This window comes from Granulicella rosea (genome assembly GCF_900188085.1).
Lineage (GTDB): Bacteria > Acidobacteriota > Terriglobia > Terriglobales > Acidobacteriaceae > Edaphobacter > Edaphobacter rosea.
On sequence record NZ_FZOU01000002.1, the window covers coordinates 115396 to 130371 of the forward strand.

Here is a 14976-nt window from a genome sequence, read left to right on the forward strand (position 1 = left end):
TTTTGCCGCTGCTTGCCCTTGTCCGAGAGTTGACGAAACGGCTAACGGAACGAATCCGCCATCGTCTGCGTATCAACCTCCATGCACGAGTTCGTCGAAATCCTCCAGCAGGTCTGGGACGCGATCACCGCCAACAAGCTGCGGTCGTTTCTCACCATGTTCGGCATCGCCTGGGGCGTTGCGTCGCTGCTGCTGCTGATCGGTCTGGGCGAAGGCTTCCGCTCCGGCCAGCGCCGTTCGCTGGCGGAGATCGGCTCCGACGTCATCATGGAGTTCAGCGGCAACATCCCCGCGATTCCAGGCCAGCACAACGACCTGCGCCCCTACCGCCTCACACTGGGCGACGCGGCTGCGATCCGTGCCTCCGCGCCCCATGTGCGCAACCTCACCTCGCTCGACAATCGCGGCAACCTCAAAGAGGTCAGCGAGTTTTCAAGCGCCGGCGGTCCGGTGATGGGCGTGGAGCTGAACTTTCCCGAGATCCGCAATCTTCCCCTCGCCCAGGGACGCTTCTTCAACGTCGACGACCTTGAGAATCGCCGCCAGGTTGTGGTCCTGGGCAAGAAAAACAACGCGCTGCTCTTTCCCGGCCGGCCCTCGATCGGAAGTTACATCACCATCAACGGCGCTCGCTTCCTTGTTATCGGCATCGCCAAATCCATTGGGCGCGGCAATAACGACGGCGACAACCAGAAGGTCTACATCCCGCTGACAACCATGATGCAGCTCTTTCCGCAGTGGACGACCGACAGCAACGCACCGCGCGACGGCATCTACGCCATCGACTATCAGCCCACCGATGAGAGCCTGAACGAGACCGCGAAGGCCGAGGTCCACCGCGTCGTCGCCGCCCGCCACGGCTTCGATCCGGCGAACAAAGATGCCTTCGAGGAGTGGGACACCATCAAGAGCAACCGCACCGTCGGCATCATCTTCGACGCGATGGATATGTTCCTCGGTGGAGTCGGCATCGTCACCCTGGCCCTCGGCGCGGTAGGCATCGTCAACATCATGCTCGTCACCGTCACCGAGCGCACGAAGGAGATCGGGCTGCGCAAGGCGCTGGGAGCCACCAACCGCAGCATCCTCTTTCAATTCTTCCTCGAAGGCCTTACCCTGACCGGCGTCAGCGGCGCCGTCGGCATCGCCGGAGCCGCCGCCTTCATGGCGCTGGTGGGCGGCGCGGTCGGGAACAGCGACATGGGCTTCGACCCGCCCCGCCTGGTGCCTTGGTCGGCCGCGATGGCCGTCGGCATCCTCACGCTTTGCGGCGTCGTCGCGGGCATCTACCCCGCGCGCCGCGCCGCCATGCTCGAGCCCGTCGAAGCGCTGCGAAAGGACTAACCCATGTTCAGAGACATTCTCGGTCAGGCCTTCGAGGCCATGCGGCACAACGGTCGCCGCACCCTTATCACCGTCTTCGGCATGGCCTGGGGCATCGCGACCGTCGTGCTGCTGCTCGCCTACGGCGCGGGCTTCGGGCGTGCGTTTGAAAACATCTTCGCGCAGTTCGGCACCAATCAGATTGGCGTCTTCCCGAACACGACCAGCGAGCAGGCCGGCGGTTCGAAGGCCGGCGTCAAGGTTCGCTTCACCCGCGACGACGTCGAACATATCCAGGAGACCGTTCCCGGCGTCATCCACGCCTCGCCCATCGTCTGGAAGACCGTGCCCGTAGCCAACGACCTGCACGCCTATACCTGGGAGGTGGACGGCATCGAGCCCGAACTGCAGACCATCCAGAATATGAACATCGACCAGGGCCGCGCCATGAGCGAGGCCGACCTGCAGAGCCGCGCGCACGTCGCCGTCATCGGCTCCGAGGCCAAGACCAAGCTCTTCTCCGGGATGTACGCCCTCGGCCAGACGATCCACGTCAACGGCGTCAGCTTTCAGGTCATCGGCGTCCTGAAGGCCAAGATGCAGGAGGGTGATGACAACCTGAATCGCATCATCAACATACCGCTCACCACCATGGGCGATATCAAGGACACCAAGTACATCGACGGCATCTGGATGAGTTACAACGGCAACCACATGGAGGTCGAGCAGGCGCTGCGCAAGACCCTTGCCGCCTCGCACCACTACCGTGCATCGGACCGCAGGGCCGTCAATGTGGCCAACATCATGGAGCAGCTCACGCAGTTCCGCATGATCTCGCTCGGCCTTCAGGTGCTCCTGAGCTTCATCGGCGCATTGACGCTCGGCATCGCAGGCATCGGCCTGATGAACATCATGCTGGTCAGCGTGCAGCAGAGAACGCGCGAGATCGGCGTCGAAAAAGCCCTCGGCGCCCGCCGCCGCCATATCCTGCTGCAGTTCCTGTCGGAGGCGATGGTCATCACCGGCCTTGGCGGCGGCATCGGCATCGCGCTCGCATATCTGATCGCCGTCTCGGTCGGCAAGATCACGCTCTACAGCGCGATTGCGACCGACGCCGACGCGGCGGACATCCATCTGCTCATCTCAGGAACCAGCGTGATCGTCGCAACCGTAATCCTGGTCGTCGTGGGACTGATCAGCGGCATGATCCCGGCCATGCAGGCCTCGAAGCTCGACCCGATCGAAGCTCTGCGGTACGAGTAGAGTCCCCGCCGCTGCTTTCGCTTTCGCCTTTGTTGTTGCTTTTTCGTTTGTCATTCCCGCAGGGAATCTGCTTCTGTCCTTGTCTTTGCCCGAAGTTAGTTCTCCGCAGCTTCCTTCTTATACGGATGCGTCATCAGATTCCGCGCCTCGTTTACCGCACCCTGAGTATTGTCGTTCGTCTGCACCGCCAGCCTGTACTCATTCACCGCGCGCTCGCGCTGCCCGGTCACGTCGAAGATGCGGCCCAGGCAGATATGGCTCCAGACCTCCACCCACTTCGGGTCGCCGTCCCCGCGCAGCGCATCGCGGAAGGAGTTGGCTGACGACTGGTAGTTCCTCTGGTTGAAGAAGATCTCGCCGATCCGGTAGTTCGCCAGCGAGCTGTTCTTGTTCGCGTCCAGAGCCTTCTGATACTCTGCCAGCGCGCCCGCGTTGTCGCCCTGCGCGACCAGTTGCTGTCCGCGCAGCACGGCCACGCGAACGGCAAGGTCCGGCGTGCTCTTCAGCAGCCAGCCCTGCGGATCGATCGTAATCCGCCGCGGCCGGCCGAAGGTCTCGACCGTGAACTGCGAGTCCGTGCCGCTCACATCCACGCGGCGGTCCTCAGTCTTGCCGTCCGTCTCGATGCGCAGGTCGACCGGCATCCGGAAGAGGTCGAGGTCCTGCGAGATCGCCCCCACTGTGCGGAAGCCCTTATTGTTGCCCAGCCGGTAGACCGTGTACTTGTTCGTGAACTGCGGCGCGCCCGTGCCGCTGACCCACTGCGAGAAAAACGGCGTCAGTTGCAGATCGCTCTGAGCGATGGCGACCGTCTCGACGTTGCTGCTGCGCACGCCCAGGTCGGTATATTGCGACAGCAGCCCGCGCAGAAACTTCGTGAACACCTCGTCGCCCATCTCCCAGCGAAGCATGTGGAAGACCATCGCGCCCTTTTCGAGCGTCATCGACTGGAACTGCGGCGAGAACGGATCGAGCCGGCCAAGCGTGCTCAGCGGCTCCGTGTCGTAGGCCATCGCGCCTGCCGAAACGTCGCTGATCGCCGCCTGGAAGGCCGTCTTGCCCGATGCATCTTCGACGTACATCAACTCCGCGTAGCGCGACATACCGTTCGTGATCCACGCGTCGTTGAGTGTGGCGGGCGAGATCTCCGATCCAAACCACTGATGCGCCAGCGTATTCGCGAGCAGCCGCTGCGCGTTCTTGTCCGAGATGCGATGTCCGCCGATGGCCGCAATCTCCGGCCCCCACGCGGCCGAGACAGCATCCTCCGGCAGCTCCACGACGTTGATCTGGCCCGACTCCGGCTGCCCGAAGGTCGTCGTAAAGAACTCGAACTCCTTACCCGCCAGCTCGCCGAACTCGATCCCCGCAGCCTTGCGCTTCTCGGTCACGTAGACGTGGATGTTCGAGTACCCCGGCGCCCGCAGCGGCGCAAGAAACTTGCCCGCCACCAGCGTTCCGGGAAACCCCGGCTTGGTCCAGTTGAAGCTGTACTCCGTTCGATTGCCGTCGACCGTCTTCGGAGTTCCCACTGAACCGGAACCGACCACACGCTCATCCGAAGGCACCCGGATATGCATCTCGGCCGTGAAGCGATCGGTCCACAGTCCGGTCATCGGGAACCAGCGACCGGCGTAGAGCAGGATGCTGATGGGGTCGGCGATGGCCGCCAGCTTGATACCCTCGACCGGGCTGGTCTCCGAGCCCGAGAGCAGTCCGCCATACTCGAAGTAGTAGGTCGTCGTCGTACCCTTGGGGATCGGCGTCGGCAGCGAGAGCCGCACGGTGGAGTTCGTCGTCAGGCGCTCGGCGGTCAGCGTATTGTGCGCCGCGTCGGTCACCTTCGTCAGCGCCAGGCCGTTGTTCAGCTCGAAGACCGGGTTGGTGACGTCGTCGAGCGCGGTGAAGGTCACCGCCGCAGTCGCGGTCAGCTTGCTCTGCGCCGGATACAGGTCGGCCGAGATGACGTATCCGGTGATATTGATCTGCGGACGCGCCGGCGCGGCATAGGCGCCGGTCGAGAGAACGAACAGGGCGGCAAGCGAGAGACGAAGCTGGCGGAGCGAAGACGTCATGCGGTCGGATTCCTCAACGAGTGGCAAACCTGCCAGTCCCACTATATAGACGCAGAATCTCGCCCGGAGGATGAGCGCCGGTTTGTCTGATTCCTGTCAGCTTTGAAGCAGTGCCAATACGGCATCGCGAACCCGTTCGATGGCGTTCCTTTCGCCATCTCCGGCGGGTACGAGCCTCTGCCGCACCTCGGCCAGATCGCGGATCATCCGCCGCCGCTCCGGGCTGTCGACCAGCAGCGGCCCCAGCGTCTCGGACAGCTTCTGCGGATTGAAATGCTCCTGCAGCAGCTCCGGAACGATCCGCCGCCCGGCGATCAGGTTCACCATGCCGACCGGCAGATTTCCCGCGCGGTCGACCTCCGCCGGAATCTCCGGCGGATAGTCGACCAGCAGCTTCGCCACCTCGTACGTCAGCTTCGATACCTTGTAGACCACGACAAACGGGTTGCCGATCACCGCCGCCTGCACCGTCGCCGTACCGCTTGCCACCACCGACGCCTGCGCGTGGTGCAGCGCCTCGCGGGCATCGGTCACGAGGTGAAGATAGGGAAGCGGCAGCCGCGGGTCGGTTCCTGGTGGATGCGAGATCCAGCCCGCGACGAAGTCCGCCAGCCTGGCCCGGTCGATGGTGCTGGCGACCGGCAGAATATATTCCACGTCGCGCGGATACCGGCAGGCCATCTCGACCATCACCGGCAAATTTGCCTCGATCTCCCGCCAGCGGCTGCCCGGCAGCAGCGCGACCCACGGTTTCGTGGCGTCCAGGTTGTAGTGTGCCGCGTACGCCTCGCGCGGAACGGACGGCAATGGCTGCTCGGCCAGCGGGTGTCCGACGAACTCCGCGTCTACCCCCCGCGCGCGGTAAAACTCCGCCTCGAACGGAAAGATGACCAGCATCCGCGAGACTCGCTCCTGCACCCAGCGCAGGCGTCCCCGCTTCCACGCCCAGAGCTGCGGACTGACGAACCAGACGACCGGGATGCCGCGCTTCTTCAGCTCGCGCGCCAGCCGGAAGTTCACGTCGGGGAAGTCGATCAGCACGCCAATCGCCGGCGGATTCTGCTCGATCGACCGCACCAGCCTCCGGTACTGCCCGTAGATATACGGCATGTGCCGGATGACCTCGGTGATGCCCATGTGCGCGACATCCTCGGCGCGGACGACGCGCTCCTGGCCCTGCGCGGCCATGCCCAGCCCGCCCAGCCCGGTGAATGTCGCAGCAGGAAGCTGCCGCTTGATCGCGGCGATCAACTGCGCGCCGTACTGGTCGCCCGAGGCCTCGCCGGCGGAGAGAAAGATACGCGGATTGGAGCTCATGACAATACTGTTCAGTCTACCGAAGCCCGGGCGCGTTAGCATGTTGTCCATGGCGAAACCGGCGAATCCAATCCAGCATTTCACGGCGACGCTCGAGAAGGGTGACCGAGCCCTCGGCTGGACCATCGCCCGAGTCCCCTTCGACCCGGCAGTCGTCTGGAAGGAGATGATCCGGCTCCGCATCTCGGGCGAGGTCAACGGCTTCGCCTTTCGTACCTCGCTCTTTCCCGATCCGCGCGGCGGCTTCTACCTGCTGGTCAACCACAAGCTGCAGCAGGGAGCAGGGATACGCCTCGGTTCGAGCGCCGAGTTCCATCTCCAGCCCGACCTCGAACCCCGCGAAGCCGAACTCCCCGACGAACTCGCCGTCCTGCTCGACGAGGAAGAAGGCCTCCGCGACTGGTACGACGCGCTCTCCGAGTACACCCGGCGCGAGATCGGAAAGTGGGTGCTCGGCGTCAAATCCGACGCCGCCCGCATCGGCCGCGCCGAGCAGATGGCCGAACGCCTGCTCGCCACCATGGACGCCGAACGCGAGCTGCCGCCGTTGATCGCGCAGGCCTTCGCCGCGCGTCCCAAGGCCAAAGCAGGCTGGTCGAGGATGACCGGAATCCAACGCAAGAACGAGCTAATGGCCGTCTTCTACTACCGCACGCCGGAATCCAGGCAGAAGCGGCTCGAAAAGATGCTCGATGCGGCGGAGAGGCGTTGAGACCCTTGAAGCCGATCGACGCGGACCGGATGCGGCTGGAGCTCTTCTCAGCCGTCATCACGGCTGTCAGCCGCAGCCTCCAGACGCGGGATTCGCTACTCGGAGTCGTACGCAGCCTCCGGCAGGCCCCGGAACGCGAAGTGTTCTTCTTCGCCAGCGGTGAACGCAGCTTGTCTGCGGTCTACGTGGCCGGGAGGCCCGGCGCGCCGGCGATTCTGGTCTGTCATGGGATCGGCGAGACAGTCGCGCACTGGAGCGAAGTTCAGGCGCTGCTCCAGGACTACGGCCTCGGCTCGCTCGTCTTCAACTACTCCGGCTACGGCGAAAGCTCGGGAAGCGTCGACGCGAAGCATTTTGAAGAGGATATGGCCGCCGCTTATACGGAGCTGTTGCAGCGTCTGCCCGTCGAAAGCAAAGTCTTCATCCTCGGATTTTCACTGGGTAGCGGCATCGCGACGAGTGGCATATCGCCTCTTCGACCCCAGCCCGCGGGCCTGATCCTTTGCGAGGCCTACACCTCGTTTCGCGAGGCGTCGCACGCGGCAGGATTTCCAAGGTGGCTGGCCGCGATCGTCCCCGACCTATGGGATACCTGCCAAAGCGTCCAAAGGCTTCAACTTCCAATCTGCGTCGTACACAGCGACGCGGACCAGTTGTTTCCGATCGCGATGGCCGAGCAGATACTGGCGTCCTGCAAGAGCGATTGCACGGAGTTCGTCAAACTATCCGGCTTCGGCCACAACGAGCTCTACGCGCGTCCCACGGCGGGGTACTGGGAACCGGTCGTCGAGTGGGTGATGCGCGTAGCAGGAACGAAAACACTCGCTTAGATATGGACGGCCGCGTCAATCGTCGCAGGAATCCCAATCTCCTGATCCCGATACTGCAACTGATACAGCTTGTAGTAGAGCCCACGCTCGGCGAGCAACTGCTGGTGTGTCCCTTGTTCGCGAAGCTGGCCCTTGTGCATGACGAGAATCCTGTCCGCGCTCTGGATCGTCGAGAGCCGGTGTGCGATCAGCACGGACGTCCGCCCCGTAATCATCCGCGAGAGCGCCTGCCGGACCAGCATCTCGGTCTCGGTGTCGACCGAGCTGGTTGCCTCGTCCAGGATCAGGATGCCAGGGTCGTGCGCCAGCGCCCGCGCAAAGCTGATGAGCTGCTTCTGGCCGGTTGAAAATCCGGCGCCGCGCTCCCGCACCGGCGCCGCGAAGCCCTCCGGCAGCGTGCGGATGAAGGCGCCGACGTTCACCTCGTCGGCCGCGCGCTCAAGCCGGGCATCCGTAATCCACTTCGAACCGAGCCGAATGTTGTCCGCCACCGTGCCGGTGAAGAGGAACGGGTCCTGCAGCACCACGCCGAAACGACATCGCAGCGCCTTCAGGCCCTGCTCGCGAATATCCACGCCATCGACCAGAATCTGCCCGCGCTGGATGTCGTAGAACCGCATCATCAGCCCGGTGATGGTCGTCTTGCCCGCGCCCGTGTGGCCGACGATGGCGGCGGTCTCGTTCGGCGCGATCGAGAAGCTCACCCCACGTAGAATCCACTCGATGTCGGTCCTTGCCGCCAGCTCCGCTGCGGTCGAAGCCTGCACGCGAGCCAGCTCCTCCGCCGTCAGCGCCTGGTAGGTGAACCAGACATCCCGGAACTCAATGCTGCCGGTCTGGTCTCCCTCCGTGATCCTTGCCGGCGATACAATCTGCGGAGCCTGATCCAGCAGCTTGAACACGCGCTCGCTCGCAGCCATCGCGGCCTGCAGAATGTTGTACTTATCGCTGAGATCCTGAATCGGCCGGAAGAACCGCTGCGCATATTGAATGAACGCGATCAGCACGCCGACCGTGACGGTCCCAAAGACGCCCGGCGGAATCGTCAACCCGCGCACAGCCGCCGGCAGCAGGCTGAGGAAGTGCGTATTGTGCAGCACCGCGCGACCGCCCTGCCAGATCACCAGCGCCATCGCGAACGAGCTGAGGAACTCGACCACGGGGTAGTAGAGCGCGTAGGCGAAGATCGCGTCCGTCCACGCGATCTTGTTCTCGAGATTCACATCCGAGAAGTCCTTGTATGCCCGGCGCTCGCGGTTGAAGAGCTGCACGACCGACATGCCGGAGACGTACTCCTGCGTAAACGTATTGATCTTCGCCGTGGCCGCGCGCTGGCGGCGGTAGCTCTCGCGCACATGCCGGCGGAACACACCCGTCACATACAGAATTGCCGGGATGACCGACAGCGTCAGCAGCGCCAGCGGCCAGCTCATCTTGAGCATGATCGTCACAATGAAGCCAAGGATGAAGATGTCTTCGAAGATCGCCAGCACGCCCGAGGTGAACATCTCGTTCAGCGCGTCGACGTCCGAGGTCACGCGCGTCACCAGTCGGCCGACGGGGTTCTTGTCGAAGAAGCCCGCGTCCTGATTCTGAATGTGTCGGAAGATCTGGCTGCGCAGGTCGAACATGATCTTCTGCCCGGTCCACTGCATCAGGTAGGTCTGGGCCAGCTCCAGCAGAAAGGTCAGCAGCAGGGAGCCGAGATAGAGCACGGCGATCTGCGAGATGCCCGTCATCGCGACCGGGCTCAGGTGTTGCGCCAGCCAGCTCAGCTTCTCCGGCCGCTTGCCCATATACGTGTCGACCGCGGTCTTGACCAGGAACGGTCCAATCACGTCGCTGCCCGCCTTCAACACGATGGCGACGAGTGAAAACGCAACCTGCGGCTTATAGGGACGCAGATAGACCAGCAACCGGCGCATCAGCCGGCTGTCGTAGACCTTGCCGACTACATCGTCGTCGTGGGCGGTCTTCTTCTCGGGTTTCTTCTTCGCCTGCTCGTCCTGCTTTTTCTCGGCCATGGGTTATCTCGATTTTAGATGCTTTGGGGCGTTGGTCGATGCGAATCAATCCGGTGGCCGGGCAGGCCACACGTGAAAGAATGGGAGGGATGAACCAAGCGGCTGGCATCTACCTCTCGATCCCGTTCTGCAAGGCCAAGTGCAGCTTCTGCAACTTCGCCTCGGACGTCTTCGCCGCCAGCCGGATGCAGGGCTACATCGACCGCCTCTGCGCGGAGATTCGCGCCGCCCGCGCCGTCGCCCGGTCGCGCGGGGCGGCCTTTCCGGACTCTTTCGACAGCATCTACTTCGGCGGCGGCACGCCCAGCCTGCTCGAACCCGCGCTCTTCCGGCAGATCTTCGACTGTCTGCGCGACGAGTTCGCCTTCACCGGCATGCCCGAGATAACCGTCGAATGCGCGCCCGGCCAGCTCAGCGACGCGACGCTCGAAGAGCTGCAGCGGCAGGGGATGAATCGGCTCAGCTTCGGCGTGCAGAGCTTCGTCGACCGCGAAACCTCCGCCGTCGGCCGTCTCCACAGCCCGCAGGATTGCCTAGACGAGCTGGCTCGCGTCGGCCGCGCCGGAGTCGGACGGCTGGCGCTCGACCTGATCGTCGGCCTGCCGCACCAGACGGCGGAGAGCTGGCTGCACTCCGTCGACCAGGCCATCACGAGCGGCGTCGAGCACGTCAGCGTCTACATGCTCGAGGTCGATGAAGACTCCCGGCTCGGACGCGAGGCGCTCGCCCACGGCAGCCGATACCACGCGCCCCACCTGCCGGACGAAGACGCCGCCGCCGACTGGTACGTCGCGGCCTGCGAGCGACTCGCGGACGCCGGTATCGAACAATACGAGATCTCGAACTTTGCACGCACCGGCGGCGAATCGCGCCACAACCTTAAATACTGGAGCCGCGATCCGTACCTCGGCTTCGGTCTCGACGCGCATTCGATGCTCCACACCAGCGCTTCACAGACGCAGGCCGTTCGCTGGGCCAATACGAGCGACTTCGACGCCTACCTCGGTTCACCTTCGAACAATCCGCTGGCCGCGCGTTTCGTCCCTTCCTCTAAGCCGGAGGTCGACCGCGTCGATGAGGACGCCGCTTTCGAGGAGACGATGTTCCTCGGGCTGCGGCTAAACCGGGGGATCGACCTTGACTCCGTACAGGCGAAGTTCGGCATCTCGCGAGTCGCTGCGATGTTGGAAGGACTGCGCGATGTCGAGACCGCCGGACTTGTCGAGGGGCAGGGAAATCGCCTGCGACTGACCGACCGGGGCCGCATGGTTTCGAATGAGGTCTTCAGTCGGCTGCTTCTCCAACCGGCAACTTAGGCCGAAGCGATACTTTATTGCTATGAGCCAACAAACCTGGACCGCCGTAGACGATTACTTCACCGACTGTCTGATTGCCGCCGACCCGCCGCTCGATGCCGTTCTGAAGGCCAACACAAAGGCTGGGCTTCCAGCGCACGATGTCTCGCCGACCCAAGGTAAGCTGCTTCATCTGCTGGTTCGTTTGAAGGGTGCAAAGCGCATCCTTGAGATCGGCACATTGGGTGCTTACAGCACCATCTGGTTGGCGCGCGCACTCCCAGAGGACGGCCGGATCGTTACCCTAGAGGCTGATCCAAAGCATGCCCAGGTGGCCGCCGCGAACATCGAACGATCCGGCTTGGGCTCCCGGATCGAACTCAGGGTCGGTCTTGCGCTGGAGTCTCTTGCCGACCTGCATGCGGAGAACTCGGGGCCCTTTGACTTCATCTTCATCGATGCGGATAAGCCGAACAACCCTGCCTATCTCGAATGGGCGCTTCGTCTTTCCCGGCCAGGCTCCGTCATCATCGGAGACAATGTCGTGCGGGATGGCGCCGTCGTCGATCCAGATGATCCCGATCCACGCGTTCAAGGAGTTCGGCGTTTCCTTGAGATGATGAAAGCCGATCCGCGGCTGGATGCGACCGCGCTCCAAACCGTGGGCAGCAAGGGGTACGACGGGTTTACGCTGGCAATCGTCAGATAAGATTGCGAAAGATGATGAACACGAACTTTGCCCCGATCGATCTGCGCAGCGACACCGTCACCAAACCTACCCCGGCCATGCGCCGCGCCATGGCCGAAGCCGAGGTCGGCGACGACGTCTACAGCGAAGACCCCACCATCAATCGCCTGGAGGCCCGCGCCGCCGAGATCTTCGGACGCGAGGCCGCCATCTTCGTCCCGACCGGCACGATGGGGAACCAGATCGCCATCCGCCTACACACCCGGCACGGCCAGGAGGTCATCTGCGAGGCTCGCTCGCACGTCCTCGACTGGGAGATGGCCATGATGGCCGCCTTCTCCGGCTGTCAGGCCCGAACGGTGGCGGCGCCGCGCGGCATCCTGACTTGGCAACTCATCCAGCCGGCCATTGGGGCGAAGATCTACTACCGCGCTCAGACCGGGCTGATCTGCCTGGAAAACACGCACAACATGGCCGGCGGCACGGTCACGCCGCTGCCGGTCTTTGAAGAGATCTGGGCCGGGGCAAAGGCCGCCGGACTTCCGCTTCACCTCGACGGCGCACGCGTCTTCAACGCCGCCGCAGCGCTGGGTCTGCCGGTCGCCAAGCTGACCAGCGGCTTCGATACGGTGATGTTCTGCCTGTCGAAGGGCCTCGGCGCGCCGGTTGGTTCCATACTGGTCGGTAGCCGGGAGGCGATCGCGGAGGCGCGCAGCGTTCGCAAGGCGCTCGGCGGTGGCATGCGACAGGCAGGAATCCTTGCCGCAGCCGGTCTGATCGCGCTCGAAGAGATGCCCGCCCGCCTGCATGAGGATCACTCCAACGCCCGCTTGCTGGCCGAGGCAGTCGCCGGTGCGCCCGGCGCGTCGATCGACCTCGAGGCCGTCCAGACGAACATCGTCATCTTCACACTCGACGCGGGCGACGCGCCCGGCTTCGTCGCAAAGCTGAAGCAGCAGGGGGTTCTGGCCAGCGCCATCAATCCGACAACCGTCCGCTTCGTCACCCACTACGACGTCGACCGCGCCGCGTGCGAGCGTGCCGCAGCGCTGACGGTTCAGGAGTTGAAGGCGCGAACAGTCTAGGCGCCTACTGCTCCCGCAGCTTCCGCAGAAACGCTTGATCCGCCTTCGAGAGAGTCGTTCCTTCGAGCAACTCCGGGCGATTGCGGAAGGTCTTTTCGAGCGACATCTGCCGCCGCCAGCGGCGAATCTGCTCGTGATTGCCGCCCTGCAGCACATCGGGGATCGGCACGCCCTGAAACTCCGCGGGCCGCGTGTAGTGCGGGTAGTCGAGCAGGCCGCCCGATCCGTGCGTCGACGGAGGGACCGCGCCAGGCTCGTGTGCATTCCCCGTATCTTCCGCGCCGAAACTTTCAAATTTCGCGGAGTCGGGATTGCCCAGCACGCCGGGCAGCAGCCGCACAACCGAGTCCACGATGACCGCCGCAGCCAGTTCGCCGCCCGAGAGCACATAGTCGCCAATGGACAGCTCTCGGTCGCAGTACAGCTCGTTCACACGCTCGTCCACGCCCTCGTAGCGTCCGCAGATGAAGACGACGCGGTCAAGCGCGGCCAGCTCATGCGCGACCGCCTGCGTAAACGGTCGACCCTGGGCGGAGAGCAGCACGACCGATTCGCGGCTGGTGTCGCGGCCGGCCTTCAAACCGATGTGGATCGAGGCAAGCGCGTCCGAGATCGGCTCGGCCTTCAGAACCATGCCTTCGCCACCGCCGAAGGGGCGGTCGTCGACCGTGCGGTGGCGGTCGTGCGTGAACTGACGCAGGTCGTGGCTCGCGACCGAAACCGTCCCCGTCTGGATGGCGCGACGCAGCACGCCGTGGTCGAATGGCCCGGAGAAGAAGTTCGGAAAAATGGTGATGAGGTCGAAGTGCATGGCGCCTCTCGATCTTACCCTGACCGCTTACAGGTTCAGGTCGATCAGGCCCGCAGGCAGGTTCATCTCGATGCGCTTGGTTCCGGTATCGGTGGAAATCAGGTAGGCCGTGACATAGGGGATCAGCACCTCGTCGCCGGCCGGGGTCGTCACGGTCAGCAGCGGAGCGGCATCTTCGAGCCGGCGCGTGCCGTCGGGAGTGGTGGGGAAGTCGACGCCCGAGACCTCGCCGACGGGGGTTGCGCCGTCGTAGACAGTGCAGCCAATCAGGTCGTCGATATACTCGGCGTCTTCTTCAAGCTCCAGCCGCTCTTCCTCGGGAATGAGGACCTCGAGCCGCTCGAGCTTTTCGGCGTCGTTGATGGATTCGATTCCGGCAAAAGAGAGCACGATCCGGCCGGCGTTCTTGCCTACGGGCAGCCAGAAACCGGTAACCTCCGCCTCGCGGGCTGCGGCGACGTGGCCGTTGAAGCCTGCGGGTGCGAGGTAGACGCGGGGTTGAGTCTGAAAGCGCTCGGGAAAGTCGGTCAGTAGTTCGGCGAGCATCTCGCCTTTTCGTCCCTGCGGCCGGAGAAGCTGGGCAAGCGTAACCCAACGCACGCTTTGGCGTTCGGTTTCGTCCTGCGCGCTACTCGTCGGAGTCGGAATCTTGATGTTCTTCCAGGGTTGGGGGCGTGCTTTTATCTTTTTTCCAGCCGTCTTCCTGCTGAATGTCCAGCGAGAAACGGTGTTGCGCCTTCATACTGGCGGCGCCGAGGATCGTACGCATGGAACGTGCCGTTCGCCCTTGTTTCCCAATGACTTTTCCTAAATCGCTGGGGGCGACGCGAAGGAGAAGCATGGTGGAATCGCGATCGGCGACAGCTTCCACCGTAACGCGATCCGGGTTGTCTACCAGGGCTTTGGCCATACCTGCTACAAGGTTAACCATGGAGTTCGCAAGGTCTCCCTGCGACTCCAGTAGAGTCGTTTCTGTCATCACACACACACCTCTTGGGATTTTCGAATGCTTTGGTCTGGCGCATCCGACGATCCGTCTAACGCGGAGCTGAGAGGGAGGCGACCAGAACGACCATCACACCGAACCCGGGAGCTGAGTCGGAGAAATCTCCGTTCAGATCACGGCAGACCGTTCCTTTAGAGGAGCGGTCTGCGATGAGTTTACGTGAGGAAACATGAAACGGACTCGCTAAACCAAGCTATTCAATACTCTTTAGATACTCAAGGTAAGCGAATGTATGGTTACCGGTAACCAGCGCTAGGCTGCGGCAACAACCTCAGCCGGCGCTGCGGCAAGCAGCTTGCCGACGCGATCCGACAGTTGTGCGCCATTGCCGGTCCAGTAGTCGATGCGATCGCGCTTGAGATCAACGGTTGCCGGGTTGGTGCGGGGATTGTACGTGCCGACAACTTCGATGGAACGGCCGTTGCGGGCGCGGTCCTTCTCAATAACAACGACGCGGTAGTGGGGCTGCTTACGGGCGCCAACGCGCGCCAGGCGAATCATCAACACTAGGAAACCTCTCAAAACAGTTTTGTTTGGGTAAATTAAG

General features: G+C 63.4%; 14 protein-coding genes. 7 read left to right on the top strand and 7 right to left on the bottom strand.

What is annotated here, in order from left to right:
- The first annotated feature begins 81 nt into the window (after positions 1 to 81).
- Both CHB87_RS06515 and CHB87_RS06520 read left to right on the top strand, forming a co-directional pair.
- Positions 82 to 1344, top strand: coding sequence for an ABC transporter permease (locus CHB87_RS06515; RefSeq protein ID WP_089407624.1), 1263 nt, complete (start codon positions 82 to 84; stop codon positions 1342 to 1344).
- A 3-nt stretch (positions 1345 to 1347) separates the two neighbouring features.
- Complete coding sequence (locus CHB87_RS06520; RefSeq protein WP_089407625.1) at positions 1348 to 2586, top strand: ABC transporter permease; 1239 nt, start codon at positions 1348 to 1350, stop codon at positions 2584 to 2586.
- 95 nt (positions 2587 to 2681) lie between these two features.
- On the opposite strand, the gene CHB87_RS06525 is transcribed toward CHB87_RS06520, so the two are convergent.
- A complete protein-coding gene (locus CHB87_RS06525) occupies positions 2682 to 4661 on the bottom strand; it encodes a M1 family aminopeptidase (RefSeq protein ID WP_089407626.1) in 1980 nt (659 codons plus the stop codon).
- A gap of 96 nt (positions 4662 to 4757) precedes the next feature.
- Positions 4758 to 5978 carry a lipid-A-disaccharide synthase gene (lpxB, locus tag CHB87_RS06530; RefSeq protein ID WP_089407627.1) on the bottom strand — a complete coding sequence of 407 codons (1221 nt, stop codon included), beginning with the start codon at positions 5976 to 5978 and terminating at the stop codon, positions 4758 to 4760.
- Between the two features lie 49 nt (positions 5979 to 6027).
- On the opposite strand from lpxB, the gene CHB87_RS06535 reads away from it, so the two are divergent.
- Positions 6028 to 6690, top strand: a complete 663-nt coding sequence (locus CHB87_RS06535) for a YdeI/OmpD-associated family protein (RefSeq protein ID WP_089407628.1) — start codon at positions 6028 to 6030, stop codon at positions 6688 to 6690.
- On the top strand, positions 6687 to 7520 hold the full coding sequence (locus CHB87_RS06540; protein WP_142988252.1) for an alpha/beta hydrolase: 834 nt from the start codon (positions 6687 to 6689) through the stop codon (positions 7518 to 7520). Before CHB87_RS06535 ends, CHB87_RS06540 begins: the two co-directional genes overlap by 4 nt.
- On the opposite strand, the gene CHB87_RS06545 is transcribed toward CHB87_RS06540, so the two are convergent.
- Positions 7517 to 9544, bottom strand: coding sequence for an ABC transporter ATP-binding protein (locus tag CHB87_RS06545; protein ID WP_089407630.1), 2028 nt, complete (start codon positions 9542 to 9544; stop codon positions 7517 to 7519). The two genes, CHB87_RS06540 and CHB87_RS06545, sit on opposite strands and share 4 nt — an antisense overlap.
- An 89-nt stretch (positions 9545 to 9633) precedes the next feature.
- On the opposite strand from CHB87_RS06545, the gene hemW reads away from it, so the two are divergent.
- Genes hemW through CHB87_RS06560 form a run of 3 tightly spaced genes read left to right on the top strand, consistent with a single transcriptional unit; the run spans position 9634 to position 12612 of the window.
- Positions 9634 to 10860: a radical SAM family heme chaperone HemW gene (hemW, locus tag CHB87_RS06550; RefSeq protein ID WP_089407631.1), complete on the top strand. Its 1227-nt coding sequence runs from the start codon at positions 9634 to 9636 to the stop codon at positions 10858 to 10860.
- A 22-nt stretch (positions 10861 to 10882) separates the two neighbouring features.
- Positions 10883 to 11548 (top strand): O-methyltransferase, encoded by a 666-nt coding sequence (locus CHB87_RS06555; protein WP_089407632.1) that lies wholly within the window; start codon positions 10883 to 10885, stop codon positions 11546 to 11548.
- An 11-nt stretch (positions 11549 to 11559) separates the two neighbouring features.
- Positions 11560 to 12612 carry a threonine aldolase family protein gene (locus tag CHB87_RS06560; RefSeq protein ID WP_245817856.1) on the top strand — a complete coding sequence of 351 codons (1053 nt, stop codon included), beginning with the start codon at positions 11560 to 11562 and terminating at the stop codon, positions 12610 to 12612.
- A 4-nt stretch (positions 12613 to 12616) separates the two neighbouring features.
- Here CHB87_RS06560 and trmD read toward each other — a convergent pair whose 3' ends face one another.
- From trmD to rpsP, 4 genes are all read right to left on the bottom strand, one after another.
- The gene (gene trmD / locus CHB87_RS06565) at positions 12617 to 13423 is read right to left on the bottom strand and encodes a tRNA (guanosine(37)-N1)-methyltransferase TrmD (RefSeq protein ID WP_089407633.1); all 807 of its coding nucleotides are present in this window, start codon (positions 13421 to 13423) and stop codon (positions 12617 to 12619) included.
- Between the two features lie 27 nt (positions 13424 to 13450).
- Positions 13451 to 14023 (bottom strand): ribosome maturation factor RimM, encoded by a 573-nt coding sequence (gene rimM, locus CHB87_RS06570; RefSeq protein ID WP_089407634.1) that lies wholly within the window; start codon positions 14021 to 14023, stop codon positions 13451 to 13453.
- 28 nt (positions 14024 to 14051) lie between these two features.
- Positions 14052 to 14402, bottom strand: a complete 351-nt coding sequence (locus tag CHB87_RS06575; protein ID WP_281252317.1) for a KH domain-containing protein — start codon at positions 14400 to 14402, stop codon at positions 14052 to 14054.
- Positions 14403 to 14681: 279 nt separating this feature from the next.
- Positions 14682 to 14930: a 30S ribosomal protein S16 gene (rpsP, locus tag CHB87_RS06580; RefSeq protein ID WP_089407635.1), complete on the bottom strand. Its 249-nt coding sequence runs from the start codon at positions 14928 to 14930 to the stop codon at positions 14682 to 14684.
- Positions 14931 to 14976 lie beyond the last annotated feature (46 nt).